We start from the raw sequence: 14964 nt of genomic DNA, 5'->3' as shown, positions 1-14964 counted from the left end.
CATGGAAAATAACACTAAAACACGTTACTCTGATGCTGAACTTCAGGAGTTTAAAGAACTCATTCTGGAGAAACTCCGCATTGCAAAAGAGGAGTTCAATGAGCTGACTTCATCATTGAGCAACCCTAATGCAAACGGCACTGAAGATACTTCAGGAACCTATAAAACGCTTGAAGACGGTTCTGCAACCATGGAAAAAGAACAAATCAATCAGCTGGCGGCCAGACAGAAAAAATTTATTGACAACCTGGAAAACGCACTGGTTCGTATTGAAAATAAAACTTACGGAATTTGCCGGGAAACAGGAAAACTGATCCAGAAAGAGCGCCTGCGCGCGGTACCGCACGCAACACTGAGTATGGAAGCCAAATTGAAACAGTCTTAATGAAAGGATATACCAAACCCTTAATTCTCGTTCTCCTTGTCCTGATCGCGGACCAGGCCATTAAGACATGGGTAAAGACGACCATGTTTTACGGTCAGGAATACAAAGTACTTGGAAACTGGTTCATCCTTCATTTCACCGAAAATAACGGAATGGCTTTTGGGATGGAGTTTGGCGGCGAGTTCGGAAAACTTGCCCTTTCCTTATTCAGAATCGTTGCTGTAGCCGGCATCGGTTATGGCCTGCATTACCTTATCAGGCATAAATACCACCGCGGGCTGATACTGAATGTTGCGCTCATTTTTGCCGGGGCAGTCGGTAATATTATCGATTCGGTATTTTACGGGAAAATTTATGGCTATGCCAGCTTACTGCATGGCCGGGTGGTGGATATGTTTTACTTCCCCATTATCGAGGGTAGATTTCCTGCATGGTTTCCTGTCTGGGGCGGTGAAGATTTCATTTTCTTCAGGCCGGTTTTTAACCTCGCAGATGCAGCCATTTCGGTAGGTGTGATTCTTATCCTGATCTTTCAGAAGAAATATTTCAAAGAAGATCAGAAAGATGAGATCAGCATCAATAATGAAGTTGTAGAAGACTAACTCAACATAAGTACAGAAAACTCCGGCACCCCGGAGTTTTTTTTATATGCGTTTTTTGCTACAACATGATGGAGCAACGCATCTCGGCTTTATCCTGGATTTTTTTACACAGCGCTTTCACAGCAAAGCCACTCTTCTAAAGCGACACACTGAAAATTACTGCGCTAAATATCAGTCATGTATGTAAGATATTTCGTGTTGTTCTGCAAAACTGTAGCATTCATATCGCCGGTTTCGTTTCGCGAGGCACCGCATTTTTTTCTTACAAGTTCAAAAAAATCTTGTGGAATTGGTATGATATTTTCATCATACCGGCAAAGAAAGACAAACACACATAACTACAGAAACATGAAAAAGTTCATCACACTTGCCATTGCTACCATCTTCAGCCTCGGCGCTATGGCACAGCAAGCAGACCTGCGTAAAAAGATCACTGTAACAGGAAATTCTGAGATCGAAGTTACACCAGATATTATCTACGTGAATATTTCGCTCAAAGAATATTTGGAAAACAACAACAGCAAGCGGAAAGTAGACATAACCAAACTGGAGAATCAGTTGTATGCGGCGGTACAAAAGGCCGGCATTGCAAAAGAAAACCTTACGGTTAACAACCTCGCCAGTTACAACTATGCTACTGAGAAAAAGAAAAACCCCGACTTCCTGGCCAGCAAACAATACAGGCTAAAAGTAAGCGACCTTAATAAGTTTAATTCAATCATTGGCGCCATCGACCCTAAGGGCATCAGCAATACAAATATTGATGGTTATGATTATTCTAAACTGAAAGAGCTAAGAAAAGACATGAAGATCAAAGCGCTCATGGATGCCAAAGAAAAAGCAACCTACATGGTTGAGGCATTAGGTAACAAGCTGGGAGGTGCACTCGATATCCAGGACCTTGGTAACGACAATATTAATCAGCCTGTCTTCCGCAATTATGCTATGGCGAAAACCGAAATGGCTGACTCCGGAGCCGCACCTGAACTGGATTTCAAGAAAATTAAACTGACTTACAATATCAATGTCGTCTTTGAAATCAGGTAACCTGTATACTGCGCTGTACAGAGGCTGATCGGTAAGACAGACCTTAAATTAACGTACAGCATTGCGTATCAAATATTTACGGGTACAGATTACAAACAAAAAACCTACCGGCAAAGCTTGGTAGGTTTTTTGTTTAGCCCTTGCAGACACTTTAAATCCTGAATACATGAAAAAACTCGTTTACACCCTCATCCTTGTTTTTACCCTCGGACTATCAGTAGGAAATGTATCTGCTGCTGACAAGAAAGCAAAAAACCCAACCGAGCTGACTGCTGAGCAGCGCGCTGAATTGAAAAAACTTACCGATCGCGTTGAGGAGATCCGGGCAATGGACAAATCAAACCTTTCGAAAGAAGAGCGTAAAGCGCTTCGTAAAGAATTAAAAGAAATGAAGAATCAGGCGCGTGCGATGTCTGGTGGTGTTTACCTGTCGGTAGGTGCTATCATCATCATTATCCTGCTGTTGATTCTGATTCTGTAAGATACCGCCTTCAACACACCTGCGGATGCCTTCGCATCTGCCTATGAACAACAAAGCTTCCGCAGCATGATGCCACGGAAGCTTTTTTTATGCCTCGGCCGCCGACCTAACTAATCAAATCAAAACCGGTGTAGCGCACAAGGGCTTCCGGTACTTTGATTCCCTCAGGTGTCTGGTAGTTTTCAAGAATCGCCGCAACAATCCGCGGAAGCGCCAGCGCACTGCCATTCAACGTATGTGCAAGTTGTGTTTTTCCTTCTTTGCCCTTGAAACGAAGTTTAAGCCTGTTACTCTGATAGGTTTCGAAATTGGAAACTGACGAAACTTCAAGCCAGCGCTGCTGAGCTCCGCTCCAAACCTCCATATCGTAAGTCATGGCTGATGTAAAGCCCATATCGCCGCCGCACAGGCGGAGTACCCTGTAGTGAAGGCCGAGATCCTGAAGCAGGGACTGAACATAAGTATTCATTTCTTCCAGTGTCTCGTACGATTTTTCGGGGTGATTGATCTGAACAAGTTCAACTTTGTCGAATTGATGCAGACGATTCAATCCGCGAACGTGCGCGCCATAGGAACCGGCCTCACGGCGGAAACATGGCGTATAAGCTGTATGACGGACCGGTAACGACTCCTCTTTAAGGATGACATCCCGGTACAGATTGGTAACCGGAACCTCAGCTGTTGGAATGAGGAAGAGATTATCTACAGCTGCATGATACATCTGACCTTCTTTATCTGGCAACTGACCTGTACCGAAGCCCGAAGCCTCATTTACCAGGTGAGGTACCTGAACTTCATTATAACCGTGTTCAACAGCACGGTCAAGAAAAAAGTTGATCAATGCACGCTGCAAACGGGCACCTTTTCCTTTATACACCGGAAACCCGGCACCGGTTATTTTGTTTCCAAGTTCAAAATCTATTATATCATATTTCGCGGCCAGCTCCCAATGGGGCAAGGCTGCGTTGTCAAGTACTGCAGGTTGCCCGTGAACAAGAACGACATCATTTTCTTCGGCGGTACTGCCCTTGCTGACCAGGTCATGCGGCAGATTCGGCACCTGTACAATGAGCTGATGCAATGAAGTCTCAAACTGACTCATACGCTCGCCCAGTTCGCGTACCTGTTCCTTATGTCCAGCCGTGTTAGCCTTTATCGCTTCAGCCTCTTCTTTCCGGCCTGAACGCATAAGTTCACCAATCTGTTTTGCCGCTGCGTTGGCCTCGGCTGAGATCTTATCGAGAGAGGCCTGCGTCTGTCTGCGCTGATCATCAGTAGCGATGATCTGGTCAATCAGTTCTGGTTGTTTGAAATTGCGGACCGCTAAACGTTCCAAAACTTTCTCCTTATTCTCCCGGATATAGTTAACTTGCAGCATTCTTTAAAATTTTTAGGCAAAGATAATAAGAGTTGGGAGAAAGCCTGCCCATTCAGGAAAAACTCGGCGCCCGCACATCACATGACTGGTAAACTGTATCTTGTTCCCACCCCGATCGGCAACCTGGAAGATATGACCTTCCGTGCAATTAATGTTCTGAAGGCGGCAGATCTTATCCTGGCTGAAGATACGCGCACCAGCGCGCCGCTGCTCAAACATTTCGGTATTGACAAAAGGGTTTTTGCCCATCACCAGCACAATGAACATAAGGCGAGTACAGAGATTGTCCGTTTTCTCAAAGAAGGACAGCAAATTGCACTCATCTCAGATGCCGGGACACCCGCTATTTCTGATCCCGGCTTTTACCTGGTTCGCGAGGTATTGAAGGCTGGGTTAGAGGTTGAGTGTCTTCCTGGGGCGACTGCTTTTGTACCTGCCCTCGTTAACTCGGGCCTTCCGGCCGATACCTTTGTTTTTGAAGGTTTCCTTCCGGTGAAGAAAGGGAGGCAAACGCGCTTGAAAAAACTGGCTGAAGAAGACCGCACAATGATCTTTTATGAAAGTCCGCACAGGCTGCTTAAAACACTCGCTGAGTTCGAAGCCACATTTGAATCAGACAGGCTGGCTTCGGTAAGCCGCGAGCTTACAAAAATGTACGAGGAAACAGTTCGTGGCACACTCGAAGAAGTCCGAACCCATTTCGAACATAATGTGGTGAAAGGCGAGTTCGTTATCTGCGTTGCGGGGAAAAGCCCGCAAAAAGGAAGGCAGCGGGATGCGACTGACCAGGTATAATTCCATGGCCATTGCTCCCTGAACGGGAAAAAACAACATTCCGAAAACAATACATTAAAAAGAGAATTTGTAATTTGTAAACCGGGTACATGCCCTGAAAACAATTTAGCATACGATGATTTCAATAGATAGATTTTTAAGTGATGAACAAGACCCGAAGGCGGTCGAGAAAGTTATTGGTAAACTAAATGACCTGTTAACCAGTAACGAGGAAATTCTTTACCTGGCCGTTCAGAAGAAGCCTGCAGTGAATCTGCTTCCGGATAGCATAGCGATTACAAACAAACGTATTTTTTATTGTGAGCCCGGCAATCTGGGTCTTACCATGAATTTCAAAGACATTTCCTGGAAAAACGTAAAAGAGGTTTCATTCAAAGAAGAGTTTTTCGGCTCGAAATTTATCTGTGTACCGCAGCAGGGAGAAAACATTGTCACTGAATTTATTCCGAAAGTTCAGGCGCGCCGGCTTAACCAGGCTGCGAATGAACAGCTGGAGCAACTTCGTGAGCGGGCCAGACTGGAACAAATTGAAGAAAAAAGGCAAGTTGAAACTGTAACGCCTGTTGTTCCCGAACCCACACCAGCGCCGGCACCCGAACCCCTCTACACACCACCGGCGCCCGCTACCCTGCCTGCACAGGAAGAGCCGGAAGATGAGGCAACATCGAAGTTGAGGAAATTGAAGACCTTATTTGACAAGCACCTGATTACGCAGGAAGAATACGATGCAAAAAAGGCAGATATTCTGAACAGCCTGTAACAAGTAGTCCGGATGTTATCAAAAAAAACGTACCTGCTTGCACTGCTCAGTGCATTGCTGCTTTGGCTGGGCTGGCCTCCGATTCCGTTTACCGGGGCGTTGCTGCTTTTTGCGCTTGTGCCGTTGCTTTTTGCACTGAAGGCCATTCGCGAACGTAACGAGCGCAAAGCGGGCCGGCGTGTTTTTCTGCACGCCGGACTGACTTTCCTGCTATGGAACACCGCAAGTATCTATTGGGTGTATAATGCCATCAGCGCTTACAATGGTCCGATCGTTGCGCTGCCCGTTTCCCTTGTGCCATTCTGCCTGGGTCCTTTACTGCTTACCTTTGCGTTCTGGTTATACCATCAGTTATCGCATTACGTAAACCGCTATGTGGCATATGCCGGTTTGATCTGTTTTTATATCGGTCTCGAATATCTTCAGCAGGTATGGGACCTTTCTTTTCCATGGATGACGCTTGGTAATGGCCTGGCCGCTACCCATCAGCTTGCACAGTGGTATGAATTTACCGGTGTTTATGGTGGATCGCTCTGGATATTGCTTGCCAACATCCTGCTGTTCGAGGCCCTGCAAACACCTGCCGGAGTGCCCGGCCGGCGGCCGCTATGGATTTGCCTGGCTGCCTGGGTCCTGATACCTGCCGGTTTTTCCATATGGCGGTATACAAGCTTCGAAGGTAAAGGTACGCCTTCAAATGTTGTCGTTGTTCAGCCTAATGTTGACCCGTACCAAAAACTTGGCGCTATACCACCATCTCAACAGGTCTATCTTCTAACGCGCTTATCTGATTCTCTCGGACAGCCGAATACTGAGTTCTTCATCTGGCCGGAGACTGCTATTCCGAACTACGCAGACGAAGGCACGATCAGAACCAATTCAGAGTTTTTACAGGTGCAATCCTTTCTTAGCAAGTATCGCAATGGATCGCTGATTACAGGGATAGAGAGTAATACCCATTATGACACAAAAAAAACTGCTTCAGCTTATTTCGATCCAAATCATGGCACTTTCCGGGACAATTTCAATGCAGCAATGCAGGTAGAAAACTCGCCTAATGTTCAATTCTATCACAAATCAAAACTGGTACCCGGAGTCGAAAAAATGCCTTTTCCGGCTGTATTTTCATTTCTTGATGGCGTGTTTGCACAACTGGGCGGTACTGTTGGCGGTTGGGGATGGCAAAATGAACCCGGCGTCTTTTATACACAAAGCGGTATCGGCTCAGCACCGGTGATTTGTTATGAAAGCCTTTGGGGAGACTGGATCGGCACGTCGGTTAAAAACGGGGCGCAGTTTATTGCAATCATTACGAATGATGGGTGGTGGGGAAATACCTCTGGCAAAGACCAGCACATGTTGTATGCAAAACTGCGTGCCATCGAAACACGCCGCGATGTTGCCCGCTCTGCCAATACGGGCATTTCTTGTTTCATTAACCAGCGAGGAGATATCGTGAAAGAAACCGCCTGGTGGACGAGCACCGCCATCAAATCTGATATTTTGCTGAATGATAACCTGACGCTGTACGTGAGATCGGGCGATATAATAGCGAAGCTGTTAAGTCTCGCTGGTATCGCGCTGGCCTTCGCTATTCCTATTTATAAATGGAAAAACCGGAAGCAGCGTAGGTAAGTGAAACAAGGTTACTCCGGTGTGCACAGATTAAAACTTATCAAATAAAATAAACACATTACTCATACAATGTGCAGCTGAACCCATTCACGGCAATCTGTTTTCAGGTTGATTTTGACTATGGTTAACGCAAGGCGCATTAAACTTTCTGCCGATGAAGATTCCGGTCTATATTGATGACCAAATAAAAAAGTACCCTCCAATTCTCAGAATGGAAATTATCATTACTTTTAAACGAAAGATAAGCACTTAAATACCTATTATTTATAAACCATGCCCTCACCGCGGGCAAAACTTTAAAATCAATGAAAAGACACGCAACCGCCGTATGGCAAGGATCCGGCAAATCCGGAAAAGGAACGCTCAGCAGCCAAAGCACCGTCCTGACTGACACGCAGTATTCTTTCAATTCACGTTTTGAAGATGGCGTTGGCACCAACCCGGAAGAACTGATTGCGGCAGCGCATGCAGGATGTTTCACCATGAAACTTTCGTTCAATATCGACGAAGCGGGCTTTACGGCAGACAAACTTGAAACCAAATGCGAGATCAAATTTGAAAATGGCGCTATTGTAGAATCGCATCTTACATTAAATGCTACGGTTCCGGGTATCTCTAAAGAAAAATTCGACGAAGTCGTTGCTGACGCTGAAAAAAACTGCCCCATCAGCAAACTGCTGAACACAACTATTACTGTTGATGCTACACTTGCAGAATAACTAAGAGACCCGGCCCTGCCGGGTTTCTTGTTTAAATCAGATCAAACGCTCTCGCATATTGAGAAAGTTCAAAATGCGTGTTTACGCCAAGTTTGGTGCGAATGTTCCTTCGGTGTGTATCAACCGTAGCTGACGAGATAAAAAGTTGTTCAGCAATTTCATTTGAGCTTTTTCCCCTTGCCATTAAGCGCAAAATTTCTTTTTCCCGCTTGCCAAGCCTGCTGAAGGCAGGAAGGTTTTGCCGTAGGAAATTATTTTCTTCAAGCAAGCGCTCGGCCTTTGCCGACATGTGGTGCATGGCATCTATTGGTGCAGCGGTTGTTACACATAAAAGAGGCAGACCTTTATCATCGCGGGCAAGTATTCGCGTCGCCGCCATGTGCCAGTTCCATTTTCCCTCCGCAGTCGTTCTAACCTGCTGGAAGTAAGTGATCGAGTCATCGGCATTATTTTCAGCAATGAATGCCGCCAGTTTGGGAACATAGTCTGCCGCGTCATCCGGATTGAAATAACGCCGGTGATATTCCTCGTTGTCCATAGCACGAAGTTCGTCCAGCGTAATGCCAAGCTGATTTCGTCCGTTCTCCGTCATGTACACAACATGCCAGGAACGTAATTCATGGACAATTACGGTTCCGGGCATGGATTCGAAAGTTGGAATATGTTTTTTCAGTATCGCATCTATCAATGCTAAAAACTTGTGATCAGTCATGTTTGCTTGAGGCGTTAAATTATTAAAAAAGAGGCGACGTTGGAGACAACGCTGCCCCATGCGCCAACCATGGTGGCTGTTTCAGGACATGTACTTGCCGACAATAGGCATGCGTCGTCCCATTCCGAAAGCTTTTGGCGACACCCTCAAAATCGGAGGCGTTTGGTAACGTTTGAACTCTGCCAGATTGACCAGCCTGAGCGTTTTGGTTACAACCTCGGGATCGAAGCCCTGGTCAATGATTTCGGCTGCACTCTTTTTAAGTTCGATGTGTTGGAACAGGATCTGGTCAAGGGTGCCATAGTCTGGCAGAGAATCGCTGTCTTTCTGATCGGGACGCAGCTCTGCAGATGGAGGTTTGACGATTGTATTAACCGGAATAATCTCCCTATCCTTATTAATATATTTCGCAAGTTCAAATATCTGCGATTTGTATACATCACCGATTACGGCAAGGGCGCCACACATATCGCCATAAAGCGTACCATAGCCTACTGCACATTCACTTTTATTTGAAGTGTTTAATAATATGTAACCAAATTTATTCGACATGGCCATGAGGACAATACCACGGCATCTTGCCTGTATATTTTCTTCTGTAATGTTAAAAGGAAGATCTTTGAACACAGGGCGCATCATGTTATCAAAAGCCTCTGCCGCATCTTTTATAGGCACAATTTCATGTTTACAGCCAATGGCTTCGACCAGATCCAACGCATCTTTAAGCGAATGGTCTGTACTGTATTTCGATGGCATCAGGACGGCCATCACGTTCTCGGGACCAAGCGCCCTGCAGGCCAGCGCACAGACGATAGCAGAATCTATACCACCGGAAAGCCCCAGTACTGCTTTGCTGAAGCCTGATTTACGAAAATAATCGCCAATTCCAAGCAGCAGGGCATCGTGAATTTGCTCTATGTCTGATGCCCGCTCCTGAGCAGGATATTTATTCCGGACGTTTTGCACCTCTGCCAGGTCAAACACCTGCACATCTTCTGTAAAATATTTCATTTCCGCCTTCAAAGCGCCTTCTTCATCAAAGACCAGCGAGCCTCCATCAAAAATGATTTCGGTCTGGGCGCCTACCTGATTCACATAAAACAAAGGCAGCTTGTATTTTTTCGCGTTGGAAGAAAGGACCTTGATACGCTCATCATCGTGTGTATATGAGAACGGCGATGCTGCAATGTTGATCATCACATCGGGCTGCTCTTTGATAAGATCATCCATCGGGTTATGGATATACAGCGGATTATCGTCAATATTCCAAAGGTCTTCGCAAATAGTAAGGGCAATCTTTTTACCCATAAACTCTACACAGGTAAAACTGCTTGCCGGTTCAAAATACCGGTATTCATCAAATACATCATATGTTGGCAAAAGAGCCTTTCTTACTATGGCTTTGATCTGGCCTTTCTCTATAAACCATGCCGCATTAAAAAGATCTTTACCGTCTGGCAATTCATTACGCACGGGCAAACCAATAATGCAGGCAATATCCTGGCAGTGCGAAGCAACTTCTGTTGCCGCACGCTCACATAGATCGATAAAGGCATTTGACTCGAGAAAATCGCGGGGCGGGTAACCACATATCGCCAGTTCCGCAAAAACTACCAGGTCTGCTCCTTTTTCGCGTGAAGCCTGCAAACAGGCAATCATTTTCTCTGTATTCGCTTCGAAATTTCCGATGTGATAATTAAGTTGTGCAAGCGCGATTTTCATGTTCTGTTGTTGTAGCTGCTAAAAAAATATACCTAAGTTCAAAGAAACATAATGGTTTCGAACATTCCTGTTCCGGTCTGTGGTAATGTCTGTGAATCCGTTATTCAGCGTCAGTCCGGCGGTGAAGCTGGCGTTTCTGTCAAGATCATATTCTGCACCTCCGCCAATAATAAGGCCGGCCCGGTAAATAGCAGTGTTCGAGTTAATGTTCAGTCCGTCGGTAATGTAGCCTCCCGGCGATCTCGCAGCATCCTGCCTGGCGCTCAAGCGTATACCATTTGAGAGACCAAACTGACCGTACCAGCGCAACAGCCCGACTTTGGATGTCTTCAGCTTCAGGGTAAGCGGGACTTCCAGGTATTGTGTGCGGTATTTCAGGTCGTACGCATCTGCTTTGCCCGGGCTGCTTTCATCGTAGGGCATCACATCTAATTCAGTGCTTTTGCCATTGATGGTTGTAACCGTAAGGCCGGTGGCAAAACTGTAATTCTCAGCAAAGTTGAAGTCGCCCATAAGACCGTAAGAAAAGCCCAGACCGAGACCATTACCCTTAACCCTGTCTCCTTTGATCCAGCCGAAAGTAGGGTGAGCGGTCAGACCAAGTCTGAAACCATAATTTCCTTGTGGAACCAGCTGAGCATGCACATTGTTTGCGAAAAATAAGATCAGTATGACCGTTGCTATTCTCTTCATCTCTTTATATTTGTTTAGGGATAACGTAAAACTTCTCAAATCTATCTATTTCCCGGGGTTTTCAAATCGTTTTAGAGCCCGCTTTCGCTTTGAATGTAAGGTACTGCGGAAGCGTCTGAATCACTAACAGCAAACTATGAAGATAGGAATCGTATTATCAGGAGGCGGCATCAGAGGCATTGCACATCTGGGTGTTCTGAAAGCTTTTTCAAACCTGGGCATCAAATTCAGTCACATCAGCGGCACGAGCGCCGGTTCAATAGCAGGTGCCTTCTTCGCTGCCGGCATTGACCCGAAAGAAGGCCTGGACATTTTTATAAAAACCAAGCTGCTTCGGTTTCTGCGGCCGGCGGTAGGTTCGCTCGGCTTGATTAACATTGAGCGTACTTCATACCTTCTGAAGAGATTCTTCCCGGATGACCTGATCGAAAAACTGAAAATTCCGTTAACTATCGCCGCAGTGAACTTCAGCGAAGGCCGGCTCGTTTATTTTGATAAAGGACCTCTTATTCGCAGTATCCAGGCCAGCAGTTGTATACCGGGAATATTTAAACCGATCATGATCAATAACCAGATGTACGTTGATGGCGGTATTCTGAATAATTTTCCTGTGGAACCGCTTCTGGATAACTGTGAATACATTATAGGCTCCTCCTGCAATCATCTGCGTCCGGTGGATAAGATTACCAACATTGCAGGTCTGATGGGACGTGCGGGTGTTATGTCGATTAACAAAGACATGGAACAAAAGGCCGCCTTCTGTAATATTCTGATTGAGCCAAAAGGAATGGGTGAAATCAGCACATTCGATATGGCAAAGGCAGAAACTATCTATTATTTAGCTTACGAAGAAGCGTTGAAAACCATTCGTTCAAACGAGAGTCTGCGTACGTTGGTTGAAAACAATATCCAATCGCAAAAAGTGTCCGGCTCTCTGCCTGCCGGCTAGTCTTTCTGTTCTGCAAGCCTGACAAGGCGATTACCATTGAGCACCGGAATTGCTGTACATACGTCGGTCTGCAGGCAGAACTGAACATCGTCCTCAATATTGAGTTCAGCGAGCCTGTGACTGTGAGAAGATTTATGCAGGTACGCCCTTAGATCATCTTTTGCAAGCAGGAACAGGTCTTCTGCTGCAACGCCGGCATCATCAAACTGAGAAAAGCCTTTGCGAAGCCTGTTTACAACCGCCCCCGCGAAAAGGGTGTCCTCAAGATTAAACTGGTCTTTCCAACCTGCACAGAGCAGCAGCACATCACGGTTCTGAGCTTCCAGCCAGATGCAAAGCGACGTGAGGTTGAGAAACGAACCGATTACCACTATATTTTCATCTTTATTGGCAAGATGAAGCGCCTTCGTTCCATTTGTTGTTGTCAGCACAACAGTTTTGCCCGAAACCTTTTCAGCGGTATACGAAAAAGGCGAATTTCCAAAATCGTACCCTTCAACCACTTCTCCATTGCGTTCCGCTGCCAGGAGATACCCGTGGTCTTTATATGCCAGGCATTCTTCTACCTGAGATACGGGGATGATTGCTTCAGCGCCATTTTCGATACCGTAGGTGATAGACGACGTAGCGCGGAGGATATCAATAACGACAACGATGTGCCGCTCGATATTATAGAGATGCAGCAGTGCCGGTGTGAGACAAACCTCAATTTTGCGCTGCATACTATTTATAAAATGGAAGTTTGACCACTTTAGCGCGGATGTTGTTTCCGCGTATAGAGATGTAGATCTCAGAACCTTCCTTACTGAATGCCTTATCTACGTAACCAAGCCCAATGGCTTTCTGAAGTGACGGCGACTGTGTACCGGAGGTTACCCTGCCTATGGTTGCTCCGGCTGCATCGACAATTGGATAATCATGACGCGGAATGCCTCTGTCGATCATTTCGAAGCCCACAAGTTTACGGGGAACACCGGCTTCTTTTTGTGCCTGAAGCGCCTTTGAGTTGGTAAAAGGCTTGGTGAACTTGGTAATCCAGCCCAGACCCGCCTCAAGCGGTGACGTGTTATCATCAATGTCGTTTCCATAAAGGCAGAATCCCATTTCCAGACGCAGCGTATCCCGGGCACCCAGACCTATGGGTTTAATGTTATATGGCTGACCTGCTTCAAAAATGGCGTCCCAGATGGCATCAGCCTTGTCATTATCAAAATAGATCTCAAAACCACCGGCACCTGTGTAGCCGGTTGCAGATATCAAAACGTTATCAAAACCAGCAAACTTACCCTTCTTGAAGCTGTAATATTCCATAGATCCGAGGTCTATATCAGTAAGCCCCTGCAGTGCATCAGCGGCACGCGGCCCCTGCACGGCCAGCAGGGAGGTTTTGTCTGATATATCAGTCATTTCAACGCCTTCGGTATTAAACTGGCTGATCCAGTTCCAGTCTTTTTCAATGTTTGACGCATTTACAACCAGCAGATACGTTTTTTCATCTATACAATAAATAACGAGGTCATCCACAATACCTCCTGTGGTGTTAGGCAGACAGGAATATTGGACTTTTCCTGGATACAGTTTTGATGCGTCGTTACTTGTAATCCATTGAATCAGGTCAAGGGCGCCCTCACCTTTCAGAATAAACTCCCCCATGTGACTAATGTCAAAAACGCCAACGGCATTACGCACTGCGGCGTGTTCAACGTTGATGCCTTCATATTGAACAGGCATATTGAAGCCGGCAAAGGGAACCATCTTTGCGCCAAGAGAGATGTGTTTATCGGTAAGTGAAGTATTTTTCATGCGTTGTGTTTGTCGTCGCAACCCGCAGGTTCAGGGTTTCCGAATAAAAGCTAGTTTTGAATTGCCAAAAGTAGCAAAAATTACAGATTAGTCAGCTCTGTATAGACCTCAAACATTCTTTTGGCAGAAGCGTACATCTCATGATCACGTTCAATGGTTCGCCGCGCATTTTCACCGATTTCCCTCCAGATCTTCGGGCTGACGATGCATTTGAGAATCGATCGGTAAAACTCATCGGGCGTGTTCGCGATGAGGATGTTGTGTCCGTGGCGGCAGTCGATTCCTTCTGCGGCATAAGAGGTAGCAATGATGCAGCGGCGCATAGCCATTCCCTCAATGATTTTTACGCGCATGCCGCTTCCTGACAACAAAGGGGCTATCATAATAGACTTGGAGTTCATGAATTCGACCGCATCGAAGATCTCGCCTTCAACAATCAGGTTTTCTGAATCATACTCAAAAAACTGCTTTTGCATGTTCTTGCCGGCGATGTAAAATCTCAGGTCTTTATTCAATGCTTCGATATCCGGCCACACCTCGTCAAGAAACCACTCAAGCCCTTCCTTATTGGGTCGCCAGTCCATAGCCCCTAAATGAAACAGGGTAGGAAAACTTGTCTTACTGAGATCACAGCGATAGCGCTCAAGGTCGACCGCGACGGGAAAAACATCGATCGGATTTTTGCAGCCAAACTTAACAATGCTCAGGCGATCGGGTTCGCTGATAGCAAAGATGCGGTCGAAGCGATTGATCTGATCGGTTTCATACTGTTTCAACCTGCTGGCCAGGAACTCAAGATAACGGCGCCTTGGCGCGAACTTTTCTGAAAGGGCAAGCCGCTCCCATATGGCTGACTCTATGTTGTGTGCCCGGTAAATAAGCCGCGCTTTGCTGTTCTGTTTGACAATGTCCAGGTAAGGCACAACAAATAAGCCCTCGAATTGAATTACATCAAATTCCTGCTCCCGCAGGATGCCTTCCAGCATCTTAACTGCTTCTTCCTGGAAAAACCTGGATACATTGTAAGACTCGTTGGTAAAGATATTCATAAAAGCACCCCAGACGTTTACATCGGTATCGATGGTCAGGGAATGGAAACTGATACGGGAAAAGACGGGATCATAGATATCTTCAGCCTCAACCCAGGTCTTCCGCGGATTTAGACTAAACAGCGTGACTTCAGCATCGAGGCTAAGCAATCCCTTGATTGTATTATAGACAACAATCGGGTAACCGCTGTTTGGCGGAAACGGAATCCGGTAGCTTAACAGAAGTACTTTCAC

General features: G+C 46.0%; 16 protein-coding genes. 9 read left to right on the top strand and 7 right to left on the bottom strand.

The genetic code is table 11. The features are described from left to right. Position 1 precedes the first annotated feature (1 nt). From EJV45_RS12410 to EJV45_RS12395, 4 genes are all read left to right on the top strand, one after another. Positions 2 to 385 carry a TraR/DksA C4-type zinc finger protein gene (locus EJV45_RS12410; protein ID WP_129716010.1) on the top strand — a complete coding sequence of 128 codons (384 nt, stop codon included), beginning with the start codon at positions 2 to 4 and terminating at the stop codon, positions 383 to 385. Next, positions 385 to 987 (top strand): lipoprotein signal peptidase, encoded by a 603-nt coding sequence (locus EJV45_RS12405; RefSeq protein WP_129716009.1) that lies wholly within the window; start codon positions 385 to 387, stop codon positions 985 to 987. The genes EJV45_RS12410 and EJV45_RS12405 overlap by 1 nt, the downstream gene beginning before the upstream one ends. A gap of 348 nt (positions 988 to 1335) precedes the next feature. After that, the gene (locus EJV45_RS12400; RefSeq protein ID WP_129716008.1) at positions 1336 to 2034 is read left to right on the top strand and encodes an SIMPL domain-containing protein; all 699 of its coding nucleotides are present in this window, start codon (positions 1336 to 1338) and stop codon (positions 2032 to 2034) included. A 166-nt stretch (positions 2035 to 2200) separates the two neighbouring features. After that, on the top strand, positions 2201 to 2515 hold the full coding sequence (locus tag EJV45_RS12395) for a hypothetical protein (protein WP_129716007.1): 315 nt from the start codon (positions 2201 to 2203) through the stop codon (positions 2513 to 2515). A 106-nt stretch (positions 2516 to 2621) separates the two neighbouring features. Here EJV45_RS12395 and serS read toward each other — a convergent pair whose 3' ends face one another. Continuing rightward, entirely contained in the window at positions 2622 to 3893 is a 1272-nt protein-coding gene (gene serS, locus EJV45_RS12390) for a serine--tRNA ligase (RefSeq protein WP_129716006.1), read from the bottom strand. An 81-nt stretch (positions 3894 to 3974) separates the two neighbouring features. Between serS and rsmI the strand changes: the two genes are divergently transcribed. The 4 genes from rsmI (at position 3975) to EJV45_RS12370 (ending at position 7802) form a co-directional block, all read left to right on the top strand. Next, positions 3975 to 4688 carry a 16S rRNA (cytidine(1402)-2'-O)-methyltransferase gene (gene rsmI / locus EJV45_RS12385; RefSeq protein WP_129716005.1) on the top strand — a complete coding sequence of 238 codons (714 nt, stop codon included), beginning with the start codon at positions 3975 to 3977 and terminating at the stop codon, positions 4686 to 4688. 115 nt (positions 4689 to 4803) lie between these two features. Continuing rightward, entirely contained in the window at positions 4804 to 5448 is a 645-nt protein-coding gene (locus EJV45_RS12380; protein ID WP_129716004.1) for a PH domain-containing protein, read from the top strand. A gap of 12 nt (positions 5449 to 5460) precedes the next feature. Beyond that, the gene (gene lnt, locus EJV45_RS12375) at positions 5461 to 7083 is read left to right on the top strand and encodes an apolipoprotein N-acyltransferase (protein WP_129716003.1); all 1623 of its coding nucleotides are present in this window, start codon (positions 5461 to 5463) and stop codon (positions 7081 to 7083) included. Between the two features lie 305 nt (positions 7084 to 7388). Continuing rightward, the gene (locus EJV45_RS12370) at positions 7389 to 7802 is read left to right on the top strand and encodes an OsmC family protein (RefSeq protein ID WP_129716002.1); all 414 of its coding nucleotides are present in this window, start codon (positions 7389 to 7391) and stop codon (positions 7800 to 7802) included. Between the two features lie 31 nt (positions 7803 to 7833). Here the strand turns inward: EJV45_RS12370 and EJV45_RS12365 are convergent, their stop codons facing one another. From EJV45_RS12365 to EJV45_RS12355, 3 genes are all read right to left on the bottom strand, one after another. Continuing rightward, complete coding sequence (locus EJV45_RS12365; protein WP_129716001.1) at positions 7834 to 8514, bottom strand: response regulator transcription factor; 681 nt, start codon at positions 8512 to 8514, stop codon at positions 7834 to 7836. Between the two features lie 81 nt (positions 8515 to 8595). Then, a complete protein-coding gene (locus EJV45_RS12360; protein WP_129716000.1) occupies positions 8596 to 10236 on the bottom strand; it encodes an NAD+ synthase in 1641 nt (546 codons plus the stop codon). Between the two features lie 18 nt (positions 10237 to 10254). Continuing rightward, positions 10255 to 10929 carry a porin family protein gene (locus EJV45_RS12355; RefSeq protein ID WP_129715999.1) on the bottom strand — a complete coding sequence of 225 codons (675 nt, stop codon included), beginning with the start codon at positions 10927 to 10929 and terminating at the stop codon, positions 10255 to 10257. A gap of 136 nt (positions 10930 to 11065) precedes the next feature. Between EJV45_RS12355 and EJV45_RS12350 the strand changes: the two genes are divergently transcribed. Then, complete coding sequence (locus EJV45_RS12350; protein ID WP_129715998.1) at positions 11066 to 11878, top strand: patatin-like phospholipase family protein; 813 nt, start codon at positions 11066 to 11068, stop codon at positions 11876 to 11878. On the opposite strand, the gene EJV45_RS12345 is transcribed toward EJV45_RS12350, so the two are convergent. The 3 genes from EJV45_RS12345 to EJV45_RS12335 form a co-directional block, all read right to left on the bottom strand. Then, positions 11875 to 12600, bottom strand: a complete 726-nt coding sequence (locus tag EJV45_RS12345; RefSeq protein ID WP_129715997.1) for a 2-phosphosulfolactate phosphatase — start codon at positions 12598 to 12600, stop codon at positions 11875 to 11877. The two genes, EJV45_RS12350 and EJV45_RS12345, sit on opposite strands and share 4 nt — an antisense overlap. A 1-nt stretch (position 12601) precedes the next feature. After that, positions 12602 to 13681, bottom strand: coding sequence for a glycine cleavage system aminomethyltransferase GcvT (gcvT, locus tag EJV45_RS12340; protein WP_129715996.1), 1080 nt, complete (start codon positions 13679 to 13681; stop codon positions 12602 to 12604). An 80-nt stretch (positions 13682 to 13761) separates the two neighbouring features. Next, positions 13762 to 14964, bottom strand: a complete 1203-nt coding sequence (locus EJV45_RS12335; RefSeq protein WP_129715995.1) for a glycosyltransferase — start codon at positions 14962 to 14964, stop codon at positions 13762 to 13764.

It is taken from the genome of Pedobacter sp. SYP-B3415, from assembly GCF_004138205.1.
Classification (GTDB): Bacteria; Bacteroidota; Bacteroidia; order Sphingobacteriales; family Sphingobacteriaceae; genus Pedobacter.
Note: the sequence above shows the minus strand (reverse complement) of the source record. Positions and strands in the feature narration are given on the sequence as shown.